An 18,373-nucleotide genomic window follows, 5' to 3' on the forward strand; every position below is an offset into this window, starting at 1 on the left:
TCATGACGAGCAAAAGGGGCGCCCCCGGAGTGGATACCGGGGGCGCCCCTTTCATGTCACAACGTCTTGTGTTGCGGGCTCAGGAGCTTGGCGTCGTGCTGCGTGACGCCGGTGGCAGGGGGGCCCCGCCCAGATTCTGGCGTACCCAGTTCATGGCCTGAATGCGGTTGCGCACCTTGAGCTTTCGAAAAATGTTGTACAGGTGCGACTTGACCGTGTGCTCGCTGACAAACAGCTGCCCCGCAATCTCGGTATTGGACGCGCCGGTCCCCAGCAGCCGCAGGATCTCGAGCTCACGATGCGTCAGGCCGTTGGCCGGACGGAAGGCATTGATCTGCTGACGACGATAGAAGCGAATCAGTCGCGTCATCAGGTTACGCGACATCCACAGCTCATTGTTGATCAGCTTGGCAATGCCCTTGCAGATCAGGGCCAGCGAGTCGCGGCGATAAAAGACGCCCTGCAGACGGAAAGTGGTCGCCAGGTTGACGGCCTGATTCTCGTCGGCAAGGTTGAAGGCGGCCAGCGTCAGCGTGGCACTGTCGCTGGCGGCGCTCTCTTCCCAGTGATACATGTCCTTTTCGTTGACATGATCGGCATCCAGCAGCACGACGCGCTGCACGTCATCCTCTTCCGGCACCGGATCGCGCGGCGCCAGGGTTTCCACCTCACAACCGATCCTGTCCCGCACGTACTGCATGAACAGTTCGCTTTGCGGGTTGATCTCGGTCACCAGTAGTACGACTACCTGCTTTTCACTTTCCACGTCACTTTCCACGGTGCCCCCTTGATGCCCGTTCATCAGCTCATGTTGTGACAGCCAACGACGAGGCTTTGCTCAAGCTTACCCTTAAACGGCGTCTGGAGCATCGCTCGGGCAGGCGCTGTTTTGACGGCCATTTCGTTGGTTAACATCACGCTATTTGTAACACGCCAGGTCTACTTCGGTCGGTAAATCCGAAACAATCTGTTCCAGTGTGATGACATGGCGCTTTAAAATACCGTCGTCAATCACACCAAGGGATCATGCCTTATGTCTGCTACACGCTCTCTCGTTGTCGCCAGCAACAACGCCGGCAAGCTACGGGAGTTCCGCGAGCTGCTGGAACCGCTGGCATGGGAGGTGACCTCTCAGGCCGAGCACGGTATATCGGCCGTTGAGGAGACCGGCTTGACCTTTGTCGAAAACGCCCTGCTCAAGGCACGTGCTGCCTGCCTGGGCAGCGGGCTGCCGGCACTGGCCGATGATTCGGGACTGGCCGTCACGGCGCTGGGCGGTGCCCCGGGCATCTATTCGGCACGCTACAGCGGCGCGCAGGGCGATGACCGGATCAGCAACGACAGAGCCAACAACGACAAGCTGCTCAAGGCGCTGGCCGACGTCCCCGAGGGCCAGCGTGGCGCGCATTATCACTGCGTGCTTGTCTATATGCGCCATGCCGAGGATCCGGTGCCCATTATCGTTCAGGGCAGCTGGCCGGGAGAAATCCTCTCCCTCCCGCGTGGCGAGGGCGGCTTTGGCTATGACCCCCTGTTCTGGGTACCCGAGCAGGGCCTCAGCGTGGCTGAACTCTCGTCAGAGCTCAAGAACCGGATCAGCCATCGCGGTCGCGCGCTTGCAGCCCTGCTCGAGCAGCTGGAGCGCTGATGCTGTCCCTGCCGCCTCTGGCACTATATATCCATGTCCCATGGTGCGTGCGCAAGTGCCCCTACTGCGATTTCAACTCGCACACGCTGACCCGGGCGCTGCCTGAAGCGGCCTATATCGATGCCCTGCTGGCCGATCTGGACGCCGAGCTGCCCGACGTCCAGAACCGGGCGCTGACGTCGATTTTTATCGGCGGCGGCACGCCCAGTCTGATCAGCGGCGAAGGCTATCAAAGGCTTCTGGCCGGTATTGGCGAGCGCATGGCGCTGGCACCGGATATCGAGGTTACCCTGGAAGCCAATCCGGGCACCTTCGAGCGCGAGCGCTTTGCCGATTTTCGTCGCGCCGGCATCAATCGCCTGTCGGTGGGGGTGCAGAGCTTTGACAACGACGCGCTGAAGCGGCTGGGACGCATCCATGACGCCAGCGAGGCCGTCAGGGCCATTGCCACGGCGCGCGAGGTCGGTTTCGACGACATCAACATCGATCTGATGCACGGCCTGCCGGGTCAGAACATGGCCAGTGCGCTGGCTGACATCGATCAGGCGCTGGCACTTTCACCCTCGCATCTTTCCTGGTATCAGCTCACGCTTGAGCCCAATACGGCTTTTTATTCACAGCCGCCGACGCTGCCCGAAGAGGATGTACTCGCCGACATTCAGGACGCCGGGCAGGCGCGCCTGGAGGCGGCGGGCTTTCAGTGCTACGAGATCTCGGCGTGGTCACGCCCGGGAAACGAGGCGCGCCATAACCTGAACTACTGGCGCTTTGGTGACTATCTGGGCATCGGCGCCGGTGCCCATGGCAAGGTCTCACGACCCGGGGCTCAGGGACTCGACATCGAGCGGCGCTGGAAAACCCGTCAGCCCGACACCTATCTGGCTCGCCATCATGACCCGCGCGGATTTCTGGCCGGCCATCGCCTGCTGTCGCGCGATGAGCGCGGGCTCGAGTTTTTGATGAACGCTCTGCGCCTGAGCGACGGCGTGCCCAGTGCGCTCTGGCAGCAGCACACCGGGCTCGACGAGACGCGTCTGGACGCTCACACTGAAGCCCCCATCGCTCGCGAGCTGATGTTTGAGACACGCTCGCGCATTCAGGCCACGCCGCTGGGACGCTTGTTTCTCAACGATTTGCTGGCGCTGTGCGATGATTCGGTTCTGGCTCGTTCATGACGGGCCTTGCGGCGCGGCCATCACGGCTTCGCCGGTTCAGGAAGTTACGGGGCCATGCCCCGCACGGTATTCACAGGAGAGCAGGACGTGAAGAAAAGCATCTGGATGGCGGCACCACTGGCCGTGGTCATGGCCGCCACGGGCTGTACCACTACCAACCCCTACACCAACGAGCAGCAGACCTCGAGTCTGGCCAAGGGCGCGGGCATTGGCGCACTGGTCGGCGGCGTGGCCGGTGCGACCAAAAGTGGCAACCACCGTCTCGACAAGACCCTGATCGGTGCTGCCGTGGGTGCGGCTGCCGGTGGCGGTGTCGGCTACTACATGGATGCCCAGGAAGCCAAACTGCGTCGTGAGATGCAGGGCACGGGTGTCAGCGTCAATCGCGTGGGTGATCAGATTCAGCTCAACATGCCCAGTGCCATCACCTTCGGCAGCGATTCCAGCGAGCTGTCCTCGCAGATTCATGCCCCGCTGGATGGCGTCATCAAGGTGCTCGGCGAGTATCCTGATACCCTGGTCAACATTGCCGGCTATACCGACTCGACCGGTGCCGCGGCCTATAATCAGCGCCTGTCCGAGCTGCGCGCCCAGGCGGTGGGCAACTATCTCGCCCGCGGCGGGGTCAATTTCAATCGCCTGATCATACAGGGCTACGGCGCCAGCAACTACGTGGCCAGCAACGATACGCCCGAAGGGCGCGCGCAGAACCGTCGCGTGACCGTCACGCTGGTACCCAACGGCAACGGCTGATCCCCTGCCCGGCCCTGCTGCCGGCCATATCATCGCCGCAGTCCCGTGACTGCGGCGATGTTCCTTCAAGGAGCGAGCGTGCTTTCCTATCAACATGCATGGCATGCCGGCAACTTTGCCGACGTGCACAAGCATCTGGCCCAGTTCGCGCTGATCGAGCGCCTCACGGAAAAGAACTCGGCGCTGAGCCTGATCGATACCCATGCCGGACGCGGGTACTACCCGCTCTCGGTCACCGAGACTGCAAGGCTTGGCGAGTACCGCGACGGCGTCTTACCACTGTGGCAGGCCCGCGAGCAGCAGATGGGCCTGATCAGGCGCTGGTGCAACGCGCTGGCAACGCTTCAGGAAGACGCCACTACGCTGTCCTGCTATCCGGGCTCGCCCTGGTGGTTTGCCCGCACCATGCGCGCCAACGACCGTCTGACCCTCTATGAGCTGCATCCCGGCGAGCATCGTCATCTTGAGGATAGCGTTCTCGAAACGCCCCACGTCCGAAGGCTCAGGCGCGACGGTCTGGAGGGACTGGTGCACCAGCTGCCGGTGCGCACCCCGCGGCTGTGCGTGCTGATTGATCCCTCCTACGAGGTGAAGGACGAATACGAAATGGTTGCCTCGACGCTTTCACAGGTCGTGCGTCAGATGCGCCATGCCATCGTGCTGATCTGGTATCCGCTGCTGGGTGATCATCGCCATCAGCGTCTGCTGGACGGCATTCGCTCGCGCGGTATTGCCAAGGTGTGGCGCAGCGAGCTGACCCGCCGTGGGGAGGGCAATGAGCGCGGCCTTCAGGGATCGGGGCTTTTGATGCTCAATCCGCCCTGGCAGCTGGAGACGCAGCTTGATGAGGCCTTCAACGCGCTGGCCACGCTGTACGGTGACGGCGCCTCGCACGTCAGCGACTGGTGGATGCCGGAAACCCTCTGATTGCGGCGTCAACGAGACAAAAAGGGCCCGCCATGGGTAATGGCGGGCCCTTGTCATGTCAAACCTGTCATTTCAAATACGGCCTGACACCGCAGCGGTTCAGGGCGAGGCGGTCGGCGCCGTGCGCGTTGACGTGCGACCGGACGCGGCGTCGCTGCGGGAAGCCATCTGCTCCTGACGGGTAATTTCGGTGGCGATCTGCTCGCCTACGCGCTCCCAGCCCTGTGACAGGGTGCGCACCAGCGCCGGATAGCCATCGTCTTCCAGCGGGCGCTGCAATTCGAAATGCCGCTGGCTCAGCAGGCTGCCGCCGGCATCGCGCAGCTGATACTGGCCGGCCAGCACCGCCATGCCGTCATAGCGGCCCTGAAACTGCGACAGCGTGACTCGCACACCGGTGTCGGCGCGATCGCCGGCCAGCGTTTCGCCCAGCACGCGATGATTACGCAGCCGTTCGCTCAGCGTGCGCTGCAGGCTGCGGGTGAGCTGAGCGCTCAGGCTGTCGGCCCACAGGTTGGTCTGCGCCTCGTTTACCTCGATATCGCTGGTCTGATAGACCACGCCCTGGCCGTCGAGATAGTCCGCCAGCCGTACCGAGGAGACCGCCACCGTCGGCGCGCTCTCCGGCAGCGACACCCCGGATGTGGCGGATCGCTGATCGGCTACCGGCAGGGTATAGCGGTGAAACTCGGTGGCCTGACCGGCACAGCCGGCCAGCGCTGTCAGTGTCACCAGTGCGGTGCCGCGACGGGACGCGTTGAGAAGTTGCATCATCATTGGCGGGCCCTCGGTTGCGGATCCTGAATCTCGCCGCGATTAAAAATCAGCGAATTGGGTTTCTCGCTGATGGTGCGCGCCGCCGGCTGCAGCGAGCGCATCAGCTGTTCAAGACTTCTCAGTGTCGAGGTCAGCTCGCCATAGGCCGGTGCCTCGCTTGAATAGCTCGACAGCGTCTGCTCGATGCTGCGCAGCGTACGCTGAACGTCGCTGGGCAGGCCACGGGTGCTCTCGTCGTCGAGCACCTCATTGAGGCTGCTGGCGGTGTCGTTGAGCTCGTTGAGCAGCGATTCGGAGCTGGCAAGCGTGGCATCCAGGCGGTTCAGCGATGACTCCACCGGCAGATTATTGAGCTTGTCGAGCAGGCCGGTCACTTTCTGCTCGATCTGGGCAAAGCTGCCGGGCTCGCTGGGGAACACGGTCACACCGTTGTACTCCGTGAGTTTCTGCTCGGGCGGATTGTCAACGAAGTTGGTATCCACGAAGAGCGCCCCGGTGAAGAGATTGCCGGTCTTGAGCGAGGCGCGCAGGCCGTTGTCGAACATGGCCTTGATGCGCGCGCGCCATTCCTTGATCGACGCCTCGTTGACCTGCGCCTGCAGGCGCTGCGGCTCGATGCGGATCAGTACCGGAATGCGAAAGCCCTCGACCTGGTTTTCCTGCAGCAGATCGATGCGGTAGGGCACGGTATCCACGGTGCCGATCCGCACGCCGCGATATTCGACCGGTGCTCCGCGGGAGAGCCCGCGCACGGTGTCATCGATCATCACCACATAGCGCAGATAGTGGCTGAAGCTGCCCTGCAGAGCATTTTCTTCATCGCTGTACAGGGAGAAGACCATATCGCTGTTGGCGCCGATCGGCTCGCCCGGTGGAATGTCCTCCGGGACGCCAAAGGTGACCCCGCCACTGACCAGTGACTCCAGCGAGCCCAGCCCCAGCGAGAATCCTTCCGAATTCAGATCGAAATTGATGCCGGAGGCCAGCCAGAAGCGGGTGTTGGTGGTGACCAGATCCTCGTAGGGCTCCTGAATGAAGAGCTGATAGTGCACCACCCGATCTTCGGTATCGAACTCGAGGTTCTCGACCCGACCCACGGTGAACCCCTGAAACAGGACCGGGTCGCCCACGTTGAGCGAGCCGGCGGCCGCGCTGGTCAGATGCAGGCGCAGCCCCTTGGCATCCGGCGGGGCCACCGGCGGCTGCTCGAGCATCTCGAAGCTGTCCTGCTCCTGGTCCGAATTGCCCGGCTGCAGCTGGATATAGGCGCCCGACAGTACGGTGTTGAGGCCACTGATGCCCTCACGGCCGATACGCGGCTTCACCACCCAGAAGCGAGTGTCGTCATTAAGCAGCCGGCCGGTGCCCGGGTTCATGCGCGCCTTGATCACGGCGTGTGAGGTGTCCTCGGAAAGCGATACCGAGGTGACCTCGCCGACGTCGACGTTGCGCGCCTTGATCATGGTGTTGCCGGCATCGATGCCTTCGGCGTTGTTCATGATCAGCGTGATCTCCGGCCCGCGCGAGGCCAGCGTGTGATAAAGCATCCACCCGCCGATCATCAGCGCGATCAGCGGGATCAGCCAGACCGGCGAGATGTGACGATGCTTCCTTCGTTGCGCGGTGGTCCCGGTCTCGCTCATTGCCCCATGTCCTGTGCTTTCCCTGCAACCACCGGCTGAAGGGAGAATGTGGATATGTTGTCGTGTTCAGGGTCGTTTTTGTCAGAAACGTCGTATTCAAGGTCGGCATGATCGGCGGCGTCCCAGATCAGGCGCGGGTCAAAGCTCATCGCCGCGATCATGGTCAGAATCACCACGGCGCCGAAGGCAATGATGCCGGGCTCGGCAGAGACGTGCATCAGCACGCCCAGCTGCACCAGCGCGGCCAGCAGGGCGACCACGAAGACATCGATCATCGACCAGCGGCCGATGAATTCGGTGATGCGATACAGGGTCATGCGCACCTCGGGCCGCCAGGGCTGTGGCCGCCCCACCTTGATGCACAACCAGAAAAGCGCCAGCAGCTTGGCCACCGGGATGACCACGCTGGCCAGAAAGATGATGGCGGCAATGGGGTAGTCGCCATGATCGAGCAGCAGCAGTACTCCGCCGATAACGGTTTGGGTGGTGGTCTCGTTGAGGCTCGACACGGTCATGATCGGCAGCACCATGGCCGGAATGTAGAGCAGTACCGAAACCACCAGCAGCGCTAGGGTCTTCTGGACGCTGTGGCGACGGCGCATGTGCAGTTTCTCGCCGCAGCGCCGGCAGTAGCACGGCTCGTGATGATGGTAGTCGTTGACCGTGCCGCATACCGGACAGCCTGCCAGCTTCTGGCTCACCGCGGTACGGCCCGTGGTGGCATGGGCCGGCGGCGTTGGCTCCGGCGCCATGACCTGCCAGAGCCAGTCACGATCCACGCTGCGCGTGATCAGAAGCATCAGCACCACAAACAGACAGAAGGCCCAGAAGGAGACGCCAAAGCCGATGCTGGCCAGCGACAGGATCTTGACCAGGCTTACCAGCACGCCGATCAGAAACACATCGGCCATCATCCAGTGCTCGATATGGCGCAGGGTGCGCAGCATCAACATACCGCGTGGCGGTCTTCGATCCAGTAACAGTGCCGTGTGTATCACGATCACCATCCCCAGATAGAGCATTGGCAGCAGCAGCAATACCATCCACAGCACTACCGCCAGCAGGGTGTAGTTGCCGGTTGAGAGAATGGCCACGGCATCCGTCAGGCTGATGGCACGCTCGATACCGCGTGCAGAAAACGAGATGAACGGAAAGGCCAGCGAGGTCACCAGCGCCACAACCGCTGCGATGGCGAGTGCCAGCGACTGCTGGGCCGGCGCGCGCTTGCGGGCCATCAGCTCGTGCTGACAGCGCGGGCAGCGGGCACTTTCCGAACACGCCAGCGGCGGTACGGCACTGACCAGATCGCACTCGTGACAGACCCGCAGCGGCAGTGAGGACACGGATGGCGTGGCGATGATTCTCTCCGAATTCGGTTCGGGGCGATGGGGTGGCGGATGCCGGTCGTGACCGTCCGGTCACAACAGTATTAATACCTGTCAATCATAGCCTGTCACGACGATCAGGCCCTGTCACGACTGACCGGATATGTCACGCTCCCCGGATCCGGTCGTGGCGGATAAACATTCATCGTGGTATGTAAATAGCATCGACAGCCCCTCACGGCAAGACATCGAATGGTGATAAATCGTGGCATCAGCCATTGACGGCCGGGGACTGATGCCAGAGACGATAATAGTCACCGCCCGGGTTTTCGAGCAGCTGCCGTGGAGCTCCGCGTTCGGTGATATGACCGGTCTGCATCACCACGACCTCGTCGGCGCCGGCGACGGTGGAGAGTCGATGGGCCACCACCACCATGGTCACCCGGCCCTTGAGAGCCGCCAGCGCCCGGTTGAGGCGCGACTCGGTCAGGCTGTCGACGCTGGCGGTGGCCTCATCCAGCAGTAGAATGCGCGGCTGACGCAACAGCGCCCGGGCGAGTGCCAGCAGCTGACGCTCGCCGGTGGAGAGCGTTAGTCCCCGCTCACCCAGCGGGGTTTCAAGTCCATCGGGCAGGCGGTCGATCAGCTCGCGCAGCTGGGCTTCATCGATGGCACGGGCCATGGCGGACTCATCCGCTTCGATCCCCATAAGCAGGTTGTCGCGAAGCGTGGTCGATCGAATGAAGGGCTCCTGCGGCACGCTGGCCATCACCGTATTGATCACCGATGGCGCCAGCGTCTCGATGGGGCGACCATCCAGCAGCAGTCGACCACCGGTCACCGGTTGCAGGCCGCCCAGCAGGTCCAGCAGGGTAGATTTACCACTGCCGGTAGGGCCGACCAGTCCGATGAAGCGGCCTTCGGGAATCTCGAGCGTGATGTCCTCAAGCGTATGACGCTCGGCGCCGTGATGGCGGAATGTCAGCGACTCGAGTTGGTAGTCGGCCGATTCGATCGCCCGGTGATCGTTGCCGCTGGCGGCCCGGGGGCGGTCCAGCAGTGACAGCAGCCGTGTACCGGCCACGCCCGCCTGCTGAAAGATGTTAAAACGCTGGGTGATTTCGATCAGTGGTTCGGACACGCGCCCCAGCCAGGTCACGAAGGCGTAGAGCACGCCGATTTCCGCCCCGTCCACCAGACTGTCGGCGCCGTAACCGATCAATAGCGCGGCCAGAATGATCACACCCACCAGATCCAGCGCCGAGCGCAATAACAGCGCCGAAATACGGATGGTATGCAGCCGGGCATGATATTGCGCCACGTTGAGGTCGTGATATCGCATCCGAAAACGCTCGGTCTGATTGAAGGCCTGCAGCACGCTCATGCCGCCGATCGCCTCGTTGATGCGGGCATTCTGCCCCGCACGCAGGCGGCGCACCTCCATGGCGGCCGGGCCGCTGACGCGCTGATAGCCCCAGATGATCACGGCCGCCACCGGAATCAGGGTGGCAGCAATCAGCATCAGCTTTATATCCATCAGCGCCATGGCGATCAGGATGCCGATCAACAGCATCAGGTTTTGCAGGACGGTGGCCAGAAACTCGACGTAGAGCTCGCGCAGGTCATCGGTGTCATTGGTCACCCTTGCCACCATTTCACCGGTAGGGGTGGCGTCATGGACGTGCTGGGGTAAATGCATGACGTGGCGAAAGACGCGCCGGCGCAGGGCATGCACGGCGTCCAGCGCAATGCGGGCAAAATAGAGCGTTTGCAGATAGCGTCCCAGCGCGGCCAGTCCCTGACTGACGACATACAGCACCAGCAGCAGGGCCAGCGGTTCAACGCGCAGATCCCGCGGCACCAGATAGGTATCGATGTAGTGCTTGATCAGCCAGGGGCCCAGCACATCCATGGCGGTGGCGGTCAGCAGCAGTATAAAGGCCAGCAGCAGACGGCGACGATCGCGCATCAGTGGCTGCAGCATCAGTGCAAGCAGGCGACGGTTGATCATGATCGCGTCCCCTCGCTGCGAATCTGCTGTTCCTGCCACAGTCGGGCGTAATGGCCGCCCTGGGCCAGCAGCGACTCATGCCGTCCCTGTTCGACGGCGTGCCCCTGATCCAGCACCACGATATGATCAGCGTGGCGCACGGCCGACAGCCGATGGCTCACGATCAGGCAGGAGCGGTCGCGCTCGGCCTCTAGGGTGGCCAAAAGCTCCTGTTCGGTGGTTTGATCCACAGCCGAGAGCGTGTCATCCAGCAGCAGGATGGGGGCCGGGGAGAGCAGTGCGCGTGCCAGGGCGACCCGCTGGCGCTGGCCGCCGGAAAGGGTGACGCCGCGTTCCCCGATGCGGGTGTCGAGGCCATCGGGCAGGCGTTCCAGGTCCGGTCCGAAGGCCGCTGCCGTCAGGGCCGCCCGGATGTCTTCTTCACTGGCGTGCGGGACCCCCAGCGCCACGTTCTCGCCCAGCGTGGCGGCAAAGAGATACGGGTCCTGAGGGACATAGGCATACATCGAGCGCAGGGTGCCGAGCTGATAATCGCTCAGGGATTGCTCACCCAGCGTCAGTTTGCCGTGTGTCAGCGGATACTGGCGCAGCAGCAGGCGAATCAGGGTCGACTTGCCGCTGCCGATGGCGCCGACAATGCCCACGCTGGCGCCCGGAGCAACGGTGAGGCTCAGATCAAAAAGTGCTGGTGTGTTCGCCAGTGGATAGGTAAAGGTCTCGATGTGGATGTGAAGCGCCGGTGAGGATACCCGGGTCAGCGTGCCCTCATCGCTGATGGTCTCGCGCTCGTGAAAGAACTCGGTCAGGCGTCGCGCGGCGGCTTCACCGCGCTGAAGAATATTGAGACACCAGCCCAGCGCAAACATCGGCCATATCAACTGGACCAGATACAGCGTAAAACTGGTCAGTTCTCCCAGCGTGATGGCATCACTCAAAAAGCGCCAACTGCCGGCCACGATGGTCGCGAGCGTCGCGCTGCCCAGCGCCAGAAAGACCACCGGGTCGTAGCGCGCCTCCATGCGCTGCACCTGATAGTTGGCGCGGGCGTGGGCCTCGGCGCGTCGATCAAAGTCTTCGATCTCGTCTTCGATCATCGAGTGCTGGCGCAGCAGTCGCAGTCCGGCAATCGCTTCCTGGGTGCGGTCGTTGAGCGCGGAAAAACATTCCAGCGATTGACCGAAATAGCCCTGCACCCGGCTGGCGACCCGATAGAAACCCCAGGCCATGAAGGGAAAGGGAATCAGTGCGATCAGCGCCAGTGGTGCATCGATCACGAACACCATCATCGCCAGCACCAGGATCATCGTCAGCGCCCCATCCACGCTTGCCAGCACCCCTTCACCGGCAGCGACTTCAACGGCATCGATGTCCTGTGTCGAGCGCGCCAGCAGATCCCCACTGCGGCGCTGCTGGAAAAAGCCCGGGTCCAGCCGGGTCAGCTTTTCATAGAAGCGATCGCGCAGGGCCACGCCCAGCTGATAGGACGCGCCAAAGAGCAGCATGCGCCACAGATAGCGCAGCCCATACATCGCCAGTGCCACCGCAACCAGTATTGCGGTACTGCGCCACAGACCGGGCATGTCGACACGGCCTTCGTTGAGGGCATCGATGATGCGACCGGCCCACCAGGGCAGTGCCATGTTGAGAAGCCCCACCATCAGCAGCACCGTGATGGCCAGCAGGTAGGCGCGACGGTGGGTGTTCAGAAAATCGAGCAGTAGTCGGCGCAGCGCCATGAACGTTGGATCGGACCAGAAAGTTGAAAGGGAGAAGGCACTTCCCGGGCAGTGTAACAAAGGGGCACGCCTTCAGGCGGTTTATCCGGTCATTGAGACGTGGAATTCACGTTGTTCACACTCCTGACGACCATTACGCTATGGCGCTCGATACCTTGAGGATGGGGTCTTGTCGACCACAATGAAACTTGCCTGGGGCAGCCTGCTGGTGGGCTTCTCGGTCCTTGGGCTCAAGACACTGGCTTATGCGCTGACCGGTTCGGTGGCCCTGCTCTCGGATGCGCTTGAAAGCATGGTCAATGTGGTCACGGCCGTGGCCGCGCTGATCGCCATTCGGGTGGCCGCCATGCCGGCCGATGACAATCATCCCTATGGCCATCACAAGGCAGAGTTTTTCAGCGCCGTGCTGGAAGGCGTGATGATCATCATCGCCGCGCTGTTGATCCTGCGCGAGGCCATCACCGGCATCATGGATCCGCAGCCGCTCGAGCTGCCGGCCCTGGGGATCGTCATCAGTCTGGCGGCCACCGTGATCAATGCTGTCTGGTCGCGCGTGCTGATCCGGGTGGGCCGGCGCGAGCGTTCACCGGCACTGGTGGCTGACGGGCGCCATCTCCTGACCGACGTGGTCACTTCGGGTGGTGTTGTCGTGGGGGTGGTGCTGGCCATGACGACTGGCTGGTGGCTGCTCGACCCGCTGGTGGCGATTATCGTGGCCGTCAATATTCTCTGGTCGGGCGCAAAAGTGATTCAGGAATCCCTGAGCGGTTTGATGGATGAAGCCGTATCGCCCGATACTCTGGAGCTGATCCACCACGTCATCGCTATCACCGGGGAGGGCGCCGTCGAGGCGCACGACGTGCGGACCCGCCATGCCGGGCGCGCCACCTTCGTTGATTTTCATCTCGTGGTTCCCGGTGAAACCACGGTGTTTCATGCCCACGAAATCTGCGACCGTATCGAGGCCGGGCTTCGTCAGGCACTGGGTGAGGTGCGCATCACCATCCATGTAGAGCCCGAGCACAAGGCCGAGCACAAGGCCGCCGATATTGTCTTTGACTGACCCGACATCGTTTTTTATCAGCCCACCGGTCTACGGCACCCGGTGCAGCCACGCTGCATCCTGAAACCTTGATTCAGCCAGCGCCTGCGCCGCGACCATCTCATCCGAACGGACATCGTCAGGCGTGAGGGTAAAACGCGCCCCAAAGGAGGCCGCCATGCGTTCGATGATGGCCTCGCGTGACAGGCCGGTCTGGCGGCGCAGTGGATCGACCCGCTTGCCGGCGCTGGCAGTGCCCTTGTCCGAGAGCTTTTCACGGCCGATGCGCAATACCTGCGTCATGCGCTCGGCGTCAATGTCGTAGGCCATGGTGACATGATGCAGCACCGCGCCATTGAGACGCTTTTGCGCCGCGCCGGCAATCTTGCCCCCTTCCGAGGTGATGTCGTTGATCGGGACGTACCACGCTCGAATGCCCATGTCGCCCAGGGCCTGAATGACCCACTCATCGAGAAAGGCGTAGCTTTCGACAAAAGAAAGGCCCTCGACCAGCGTCTCCGGCACGATCAGCGACCAGGTGATGGTGTTGCCGGGCTCCACGAACATGGCGCCACCACCGCTGATGCGCCTGACCACATCAACGCCGAGTTCATGAGCAGCGCCCATGTCGACTTCATTGGACAGCGACTGGAAGCTGCCAATGATGATGGCCGGACGATCCCACTCCCACACGCGCAGGGTCGGGCCGCGCCGGCCGGCAGCGACTTCATGGGTCAATACTTCATCAAGTGCCATGTGCAGCGCGGGTGATTCGGCGGCACGATGGATCAGACCAAAGGTGTGGTCCGTCCAGGAGGACGCCCTGGCCAGTGCCCGGCGTACAACGGTGGCGATGGCCGGCACAGAGATGCCCACCATGGTGGTGCCTTCCGGCAGCGCCCGTTGAATTCGCTCGGTCAGTTCTCCGGCACTCAGGGAAACGCTGGCGCCTGTCAGGGCCTGGTCGATGGCATCAAGTGCCTCATCGGGTTCAAGAAAAAAATCCCCCGACAGACGCACCGAGGAGAGCCGGTCCTTATCGAGGACAAGATCGACCACCAGCAGTTTTCCGCCGGGGACCTTGTATTCGCCGTGGCGTGACTCTGCGACCATAGTCTAAAATCCCGGTTCGATTCGATATTCCGGGCAGTATAACCGGTAGCCGGTTCTGAGCCGCTGTCGCTGTGTCCGATTCCCTGATCCATATATTGATCCCTTGCCCACGCGGTGCTGTCACCGGGTGCGATGAGGATCGTTTGTCAACGTGCGAGGCATCATGGTTCGTCACACCCATCCACTGCTTGTTCTTCTGGCACTGGCGACCGGTGGCTTTGCCATCGGGACCACCGAGTTTGCCACCATGAGTCTGCTGCCCTTCATTCAGCATGACATGCACATTGATCCTTCCACGGCCAGCCATGTTATCAGTGCCTACGCGCTGGGGGTGGTGATTGGCGCGCCGGTGATCACGGTACTGGCGGCCCGTATCGATCGTAAATGGCTGCTGCTGATACTCATGGCGCTGTTTGCGCTGGGTAACGGCCTGAGCGCACTGGCGCCGAATTACGGCTCGCTGGTGATCTTTCGTTTTCTCAGCGGTCTGCCGCACGGTGCCTATTTCGGGCTGGCAGCGCTGATGGCAGCGTCGGTTGTCGCCAGTGGCAAGCGCACGCGTGCTGTGGGTATGGTGATGCTGGGTCTGACAGTGGCGACCATTGTCGGTGTGCCCATGGCGACCTGGCTGGGCAACGCTGTCGGCTGGCGCTGGGGGTACTGGCTGGTGACGGCGCTGGCCCTTCTGACCGTCTCCATGATTGCGCTGTTTGCGCCCAGAACCGGGGTGGCCAGTGAGCACAGTGCCAGGGGCGAGCTGCGGGCACTGAAAAACAGCGCCGTACTGCTGACACTGGCCATTGGCGCCGTGGGTTTTGGCGGCATGTTCTCGGTCTATACCTACCTGACCTCGACACTGGATCTGGTCACGCAGATGTCGTCGGCCAGCATTCCGCTGGTGCTGGCCGTATTTGGCCTGGGCATGACCATCGGCAACGTCGTTATACCGCGCTTTGCCGATCGTTCACTGATGCCGACGGCCGGTGGTCTGCTGATCTGGAGTGCACTGGCGCTGGGCGCGTTCCCGCTGGTGGCGGGAAACCCATGGCTGATCACCATTGATGTGTTCTGCATCGGCATCGGTGGGGCACTGGGTACCATTTTGCAGACCCGGCTGATGGATGTGGCCGGTGAGGCGCAGAACATGGCCGCTGCGCTCAACCACGTGGCCTTCAACATGGCCAATGCCCTCGGTCCCTGGCTGGCCGGTCTGGCACTGGCGCTGGGCTTTGGTTTTCGCTCGACCGGTGTGGTGGGCTGTTTGCTGGCGCTGGGTGGTTTTGCGATCTGGATGCTGGCGCGCCGTCAGGAAAAACGCGCCCGGGCGGTTTGATTCAAGCCTCGTGGCCGTATTCCATAAACCGCCGCACTCTATAAATACAGCCGTCCTTCCCCGATGATCACGGCCGTTCCACCGACGTGGACGGCCGTGATCTGCTGGTCGGCCCGGTCGACCAGTACCGCGATGCGGCCGGGTCGGCCCATCTCGATTCCCTGCATGATCGTGTATTCCAGCGTACCGTCGTCTGATGACTGCTGTGCCAGATAGCCGGCCAGCGGTGCGGCGGCACTGCCGGTGGCGGGGTCTTCCGGTGTTCCTGTCAGAGGCGCCAGCATGCGCGTGCGCACCCGGCGATCCGCCAGGCGGACGTAAAGATACAGTGAGCTGGTCTCCATTCCGGAACAGCAGGCGCGCAGTACGGTGGTATCCACCTGTGCGCAGGCCAGCGCGTCGAGATCGGTCAGCTCAATGAGATGAAAGGGCGAGCCGCAGGAACCTATAACCGGCTCGCTCGCGATGGTTGTCTCCGAAAGCCCCAGAAGGTGTGCCGCGTCAGCTTTTGACAGCCTGTCCTTTTGAAAGGCAGGCAGCTCAGGCGTACTGAGCCAGGCGTTGTCGCCGTCAAAACGGATGGGCACATCGCCTGCCTTTTCGCGCAGAACCAGCGGTGTCTGATCGTCATGCCAGCCAATCTCACGTAACAGCCAGGCCGTGCCAATGGTGGGATGCCCGGCAAAGGACAGCTCCTGAAGCGGCGTAAAGAGGCGCAGGTCGAACACGCCCGGCATGGCGGTGGCGGTCACGAACACGGTCTCTGATAGATTGAGTTCGCGGGCCACGCGCTGCATGGTCTGTTGGTTCAGGGCGCCGGCCTCGGGAAACACGGCTAGTGGATTGCCCTGAAAGGAGGTCTCGGTGAAGACATCGAGCAGGATGTAATTGAAAACGACGTCATCCGAATCGAATACGTGATCAAGCGGCATAACTATTCCACGAGCATAGCCGATGAAAGGACACGCAATGTTTCATGTATGTCGCACTCATTTTTGTGATAAAGGACATTTGCTAATATAAATTATAAAGTCGATCTGGTTGTTCTTTGGACAACATCTTTCTAGGGGACGCTAGATAGAATGAGCCGAAAACCGCAAATTTTAAGCTTTTTCAAGTTTCATTAACCCATGGTTCGGCGCTCTCGTGGGCAAGTGCACCAGTTGGCTCCTAAACCGTATAAGCTTACACTACGCCCTGACAAATCTTGTTCCGAGCAGCAGTCATGGTCACCACTTACGCCAGAATCAACCCAGATATCCTAATCTGGGCCCGGAAGCGGTCACAACTTAGTGTGTCTGCTCTGGCATCCAAGTTAGGAGTGCCAGATGACAAGCTCGATGCTTGGGAGCGAGCGGAGAAATCGCCGACTTTCAAGCAAGCTCAGGATTTTGCCGCCAAAACCCATATTCCGTTTGGCTATCTCTATCTGAAGCAGCCTCCGGAAGAGACGTTACCGTTACCAGATCTTCGGACTGTCGATGGGCATCATCATGACCGACCTTCTTCCGAGCTTATCGAAATGGCTCAGATTGTTCTGAGACGGCAGGAATGGTATGCGGAGTATCTCCGAGACCAAGGCGTGAAACGCAACCCATATGTTGGTCGGTTCACTACTCGCTCTAATATCCATGATGTGGTCCAGGACATGCGGCAAGTTTTCGGTATACCAGCTTATCCCGAGCGAGGTAATTGGGAAGATTACTGGCGCTTACTCATCCGCAAAATCGAAGAGGCGGGCATCCTAGTTATGCGGCAGGGATTCATCCGTCATCACTCTCGTCCGCTATCTGTTCAAGAATTTCGCGGCTTTGCCATTTCCGATCCTCTGACACCGGTGATCTTCGTCAACCAGGCCGATGCCCCAGCCGCACGCTTGTTCACCTTAATCCATGAATTGGCGCATGTATGGATCGGTAAAAGTGGTGTTTCTGACGGCAGCCCGGATACTCATCAAAGAGAAGAAGTGTTCTGCAATGCAGTTGCAGCGGAATTTTTGGTTCCTGAGATTGAGTTTAACGTGCACTGGAAAGCTGCAGGCAATTGGAAGGATAACCTGCCAGTCTTGGAAACCCGTTTTCGAGTAAGTACATGGGTTATTGCTAGGCGGGCCCTAACTTTGGGGAAAATTTCTCGAAGCGATTATCAGGCATATGTCGATGAGCTTCAGGAACGCTATAAAAATCGAGAAAAAACAGAAAGAAAAATTCCCTACTATCGGACTCAGAAAGGGCAAATCAGCGAAGCCTTTTCGAAGGCCCTAGTCAGTGAGGCCCTTAGTGGACGTGTGCTTCTTCGGGATGCAGGCAGCCTGCTAAACATGAAGCCTCACAGAATAACCAAATATGCCAAAGAGTTAGGTGTCTAATGTATTTGCTGGATGCTAACACCTATATTCAGGCAAAAAATTTTTATTATCAGATGTCATTTTGTCCAGCTTATTGGGCGTGGCTTGACCAACAGTATGCACTGTCAGCGCTGGCGAGCATCCGCACGGTTTATGATGAACTTTCTGATGGAGATGACGAGCTTTCGGATTGGGTGAAGGACAGGAAAGACCATTTCATCCCAGTTTCAGATGATGATATTCAGCAGAAGTTTGCAGAAGTAGCTCAGCATGTAGCTGAGCTGAAAGGGAAAAAGCAAGAATTTGTGGCGGAGTTCCTCAGTAAGGCAGACCCTTGGCTCATCGCAACAGCGGCTGTTATTGGCGGTACTATCGTTACTCATGAGATACCTGTTCCCGAGAACAGTACCAAGGTCAAAATTCCAAATATCTGCGATGCCTTCGGCGTACCGTATATCACTACCTTTCAGCTTTTAAACCAGTTAAAAGCTCAGTTTGTGCTTAGCCAATAAAACTTGGTAAAGCCGTATTTACTTTCGCTGA

16 protein-coding genes are annotated in these 18,373 nt (G+C 60.8%); 8 read left to right on the forward strand and 8 right to left on the reverse strand.

The window, feature by feature from the left end; all coding sequences use genetic code 11:
- Positions 1-79: 79 nt before the first annotated feature.
- A complete protein-coding gene (locus tag BM079_RS08745; protein ID WP_245742899.1) occupies positions 80-778 on the reverse strand; it encodes a LuxR C-terminal-related transcriptional regulator in 699 nt (232 codons plus the stop codon).
- 255 nt (positions 779-1,033) lie between these two features.
- On the opposite strand from BM079_RS08745, the gene rdgB reads away from it, so the two are divergent.
- From rdgB to BM079_RS08765, 4 genes are all read left to right on the forward strand, one after another.
- Positions 1,034-1,648, forward strand: coding sequence for an RdgB/HAM1 family non-canonical purine NTP pyrophosphatase (gene rdgB, locus BM079_RS08750; RefSeq protein ID WP_090133022.1), 615 nt, complete (start codon positions 1,034-1,036; stop codon positions 1,646-1,648).
- The gene (gene hemW / locus BM079_RS08755) at positions 1,648-2,823 is read left to right on the forward strand and encodes a radical SAM family heme chaperone HemW (RefSeq protein WP_090133024.1); all 1,176 of its coding nucleotides are present in this window, start codon (positions 1,648-1,650) and stop codon (positions 2,821-2,823) included. The genes rdgB and hemW overlap by 1 nt, the downstream gene beginning before the upstream one ends.
- An 87-nt stretch (positions 2,824-2,910) precedes the next feature.
- Positions 2,911-3,576, forward strand: coding sequence for an OmpA family protein (locus tag BM079_RS08760; protein ID WP_245742900.1), 666 nt, complete (start codon positions 2,911-2,913; stop codon positions 3,574-3,576).
- A 78-nt stretch (positions 3,577-3,654) separates the two neighbouring features.
- Complete coding sequence (locus BM079_RS08765; RefSeq protein ID WP_090133026.1) at positions 3,655-4,503, forward strand: 23S rRNA (adenine(2030)-N(6))-methyltransferase RlmJ; 849 nt, start codon at positions 3,655-3,657, stop codon at positions 4,501-4,503.
- A 99-nt stretch (positions 4,504-4,602) separates the two neighbouring features.
- Here the strand turns inward: BM079_RS08765 and BM079_RS08770 are convergent, their stop codons facing one another.
- The 5 genes from BM079_RS08770 to BM079_RS08790 form a co-directional block, all read right to left on the reverse strand.
- Positions 4,603-5,280, reverse strand: coding sequence for a PqiC family protein (locus BM079_RS08770; protein ID WP_090133028.1), 678 nt, complete (start codon positions 5,278-5,280; stop codon positions 4,603-4,605).
- On the reverse strand, positions 5,277-6,923 hold the full coding sequence (pqiB, locus tag BM079_RS08775) for an intermembrane transport protein PqiB (RefSeq protein WP_090133030.1): 1,647 nt from the start codon (positions 6,921-6,923) through the stop codon (positions 5,277-5,279). Before pqiB ends, BM079_RS08770 begins: the two co-directional genes overlap by 4 nt.
- Entirely contained in the window at positions 6,920-8,266 is a 1,347-nt protein-coding gene (locus BM079_RS08780) for a paraquat-inducible protein A (protein ID WP_245742902.1), read from the reverse strand. The genes pqiB and BM079_RS08780 overlap by 4 nt, the downstream gene beginning before the upstream one ends.
- 253 nt (positions 8,267-8,519) lie before the next feature.
- Positions 8,520-10,259: an ABC transporter transmembrane domain-containing protein gene (locus BM079_RS08785; protein WP_090133034.1), complete on the reverse strand. Its 1,740-nt coding sequence runs from the start codon at positions 10,257-10,259 to the stop codon at positions 8,520-8,522.
- The gene (locus BM079_RS08790; RefSeq protein ID WP_090133036.1) at positions 10,256-11,995 is read right to left on the reverse strand and encodes an ABC transporter ATP-binding protein; all 1,740 of its coding nucleotides are present in this window, start codon (positions 11,993-11,995) and stop codon (positions 10,256-10,258) included. The genes BM079_RS08785 and BM079_RS08790 overlap by 4 nt, the downstream gene beginning before the upstream one ends.
- Before the next feature lie 169 nt (positions 11,996-12,164).
- Between BM079_RS08790 and BM079_RS08795 the strand changes: the two genes are divergently transcribed.
- Entirely contained in the window at positions 12,165-13,058 is an 894-nt protein-coding gene (locus BM079_RS08795) for a cation diffusion facilitator family transporter (RefSeq protein WP_090133037.1), read from the forward strand.
- 30 nt (positions 13,059-13,088) lie between these two features.
- On the opposite strand, the gene BM079_RS08800 is transcribed toward BM079_RS08795, so the two are convergent.
- Complete coding sequence (locus BM079_RS08800) at positions 13,089-14,150, reverse strand: lipoate--protein ligase family protein (protein WP_090133040.1); 1,062 nt, start codon at positions 14,148-14,150, stop codon at positions 13,089-13,091.
- A gap of 163 nt (positions 14,151-14,313) precedes the next feature.
- On the opposite strand from BM079_RS08800, the gene BM079_RS08805 reads away from it, so the two are divergent.
- Positions 14,314-15,483, forward strand: coding sequence for an MFS transporter (locus BM079_RS08805; protein WP_090133042.1), 1,170 nt, complete (start codon positions 14,314-14,316; stop codon positions 15,481-15,483).
- A gap of 38 nt (positions 15,484-15,521) precedes the next feature.
- On the opposite strand, the gene BM079_RS08810 is transcribed toward BM079_RS08805, so the two are convergent.
- Positions 15,522-16,415 (reverse strand): PhzF family phenazine biosynthesis protein, encoded by an 894-nt coding sequence (locus BM079_RS08810; RefSeq protein ID WP_090133044.1) that lies wholly within the window; start codon positions 16,413-16,415, stop codon positions 15,522-15,524.
- A 293-nt stretch (positions 16,416-16,708) separates the two neighbouring features.
- On the opposite strand from BM079_RS08810, the gene BM079_RS08815 reads away from it, so the two are divergent.
- Both BM079_RS08815 and BM079_RS08820 read left to right on the forward strand, forming a co-directional pair.
- Entirely contained in the window at positions 16,709-17,851 is a 1,143-nt protein-coding gene (locus tag BM079_RS08815) for an XRE family transcriptional regulator (protein ID WP_090133046.1), read from the forward strand.
- Positions 17,851-18,342, forward strand: a complete 492-nt coding sequence (locus BM079_RS08820) for a DUF4411 family protein (protein ID WP_090133051.1) — start codon at positions 17,851-17,853, stop codon at positions 18,340-18,342. The genes BM079_RS08815 and BM079_RS08820 overlap by 1 nt, the downstream gene beginning before the upstream one ends.
- Positions 18,343-18,373 lie beyond the last annotated feature (31 nt).

It is taken from the genome of Kushneria avicenniae, from assembly GCF_900112585.1.
GTDB classification, from domain to species: Bacteria; Pseudomonadota; Gammaproteobacteria; order Pseudomonadales; family Halomonadaceae; genus Kushneria; species Kushneria avicenniae.

Bases quoted from the DNA above. Each gene is read 5' to 3' on its own strand.
- hemW (WP_090133024.1), top strand. From the start codon at position 1,648: ATGCTGTCCCTGCCGCCTCTGGCACTATATATCCATGTCCCATGGTGC.
- BM079_RS08820 (WP_090133051.1), top strand. From the start codon at position 17,851: ATGTATTTGCTGGATGCTAACACCTATATTCAGGCAAAAAATTTTTAT.
- BM079_RS08770 (WP_090133028.1), bottom strand. From the start codon at position 5,280: ATGATGATGCAACTTCTCAACGCGTCCCGTCGCGGCACCGCACTGGTG.
- pqiB (WP_090133030.1), bottom strand. From the start codon at position 6,923: ATGAGCGAGACCGGGACCACCGCGCAACGAAGGAAGCATCGTCACATC.
- BM079_RS08810 (WP_090133044.1), bottom strand. From the start codon at position 16,415: ATGCCGCTTGATCACGTATTCGATTCGGATGACGTCGTTTTCAATTAC.
- rdgB (WP_090133022.1), top strand. From the start codon at position 1,034: ATGTCTGCTACACGCTCTCTCGTTGTCGCCAGCAACAACGCCGGCAAG.
- BM079_RS08790 (WP_090133036.1), bottom strand. From the start codon at position 11,995: ATGGCGCTGCGCCGACTACTGCTCGATTTTCTGAACACCCACCGTCGC.
- BM079_RS08785 (WP_090133034.1), bottom strand. From the start codon at position 10,259: ATGATCAACCGTCGCCTGCTTGCACTGATGCTGCAGCCACTGATGCGC.
- BM079_RS08800 (WP_090133040.1), bottom strand. From the start codon at position 14,150: ATGGTCGCAGAGTCACGCCACGGCGAATACAAGGTCCCCGGCGGAAAA.
- BM079_RS08815 (WP_090133046.1), top strand. From the start codon at position 16,709: ATGGTCACCACTTACGCCAGAATCAACCCAGATATCCTAATCTGGGCC.
- BM079_RS08805 (WP_090133042.1), top strand. From the start codon at position 14,314: ATGGTTCGTCACACCCATCCACTGCTTGTTCTTCTGGCACTGGCGACC.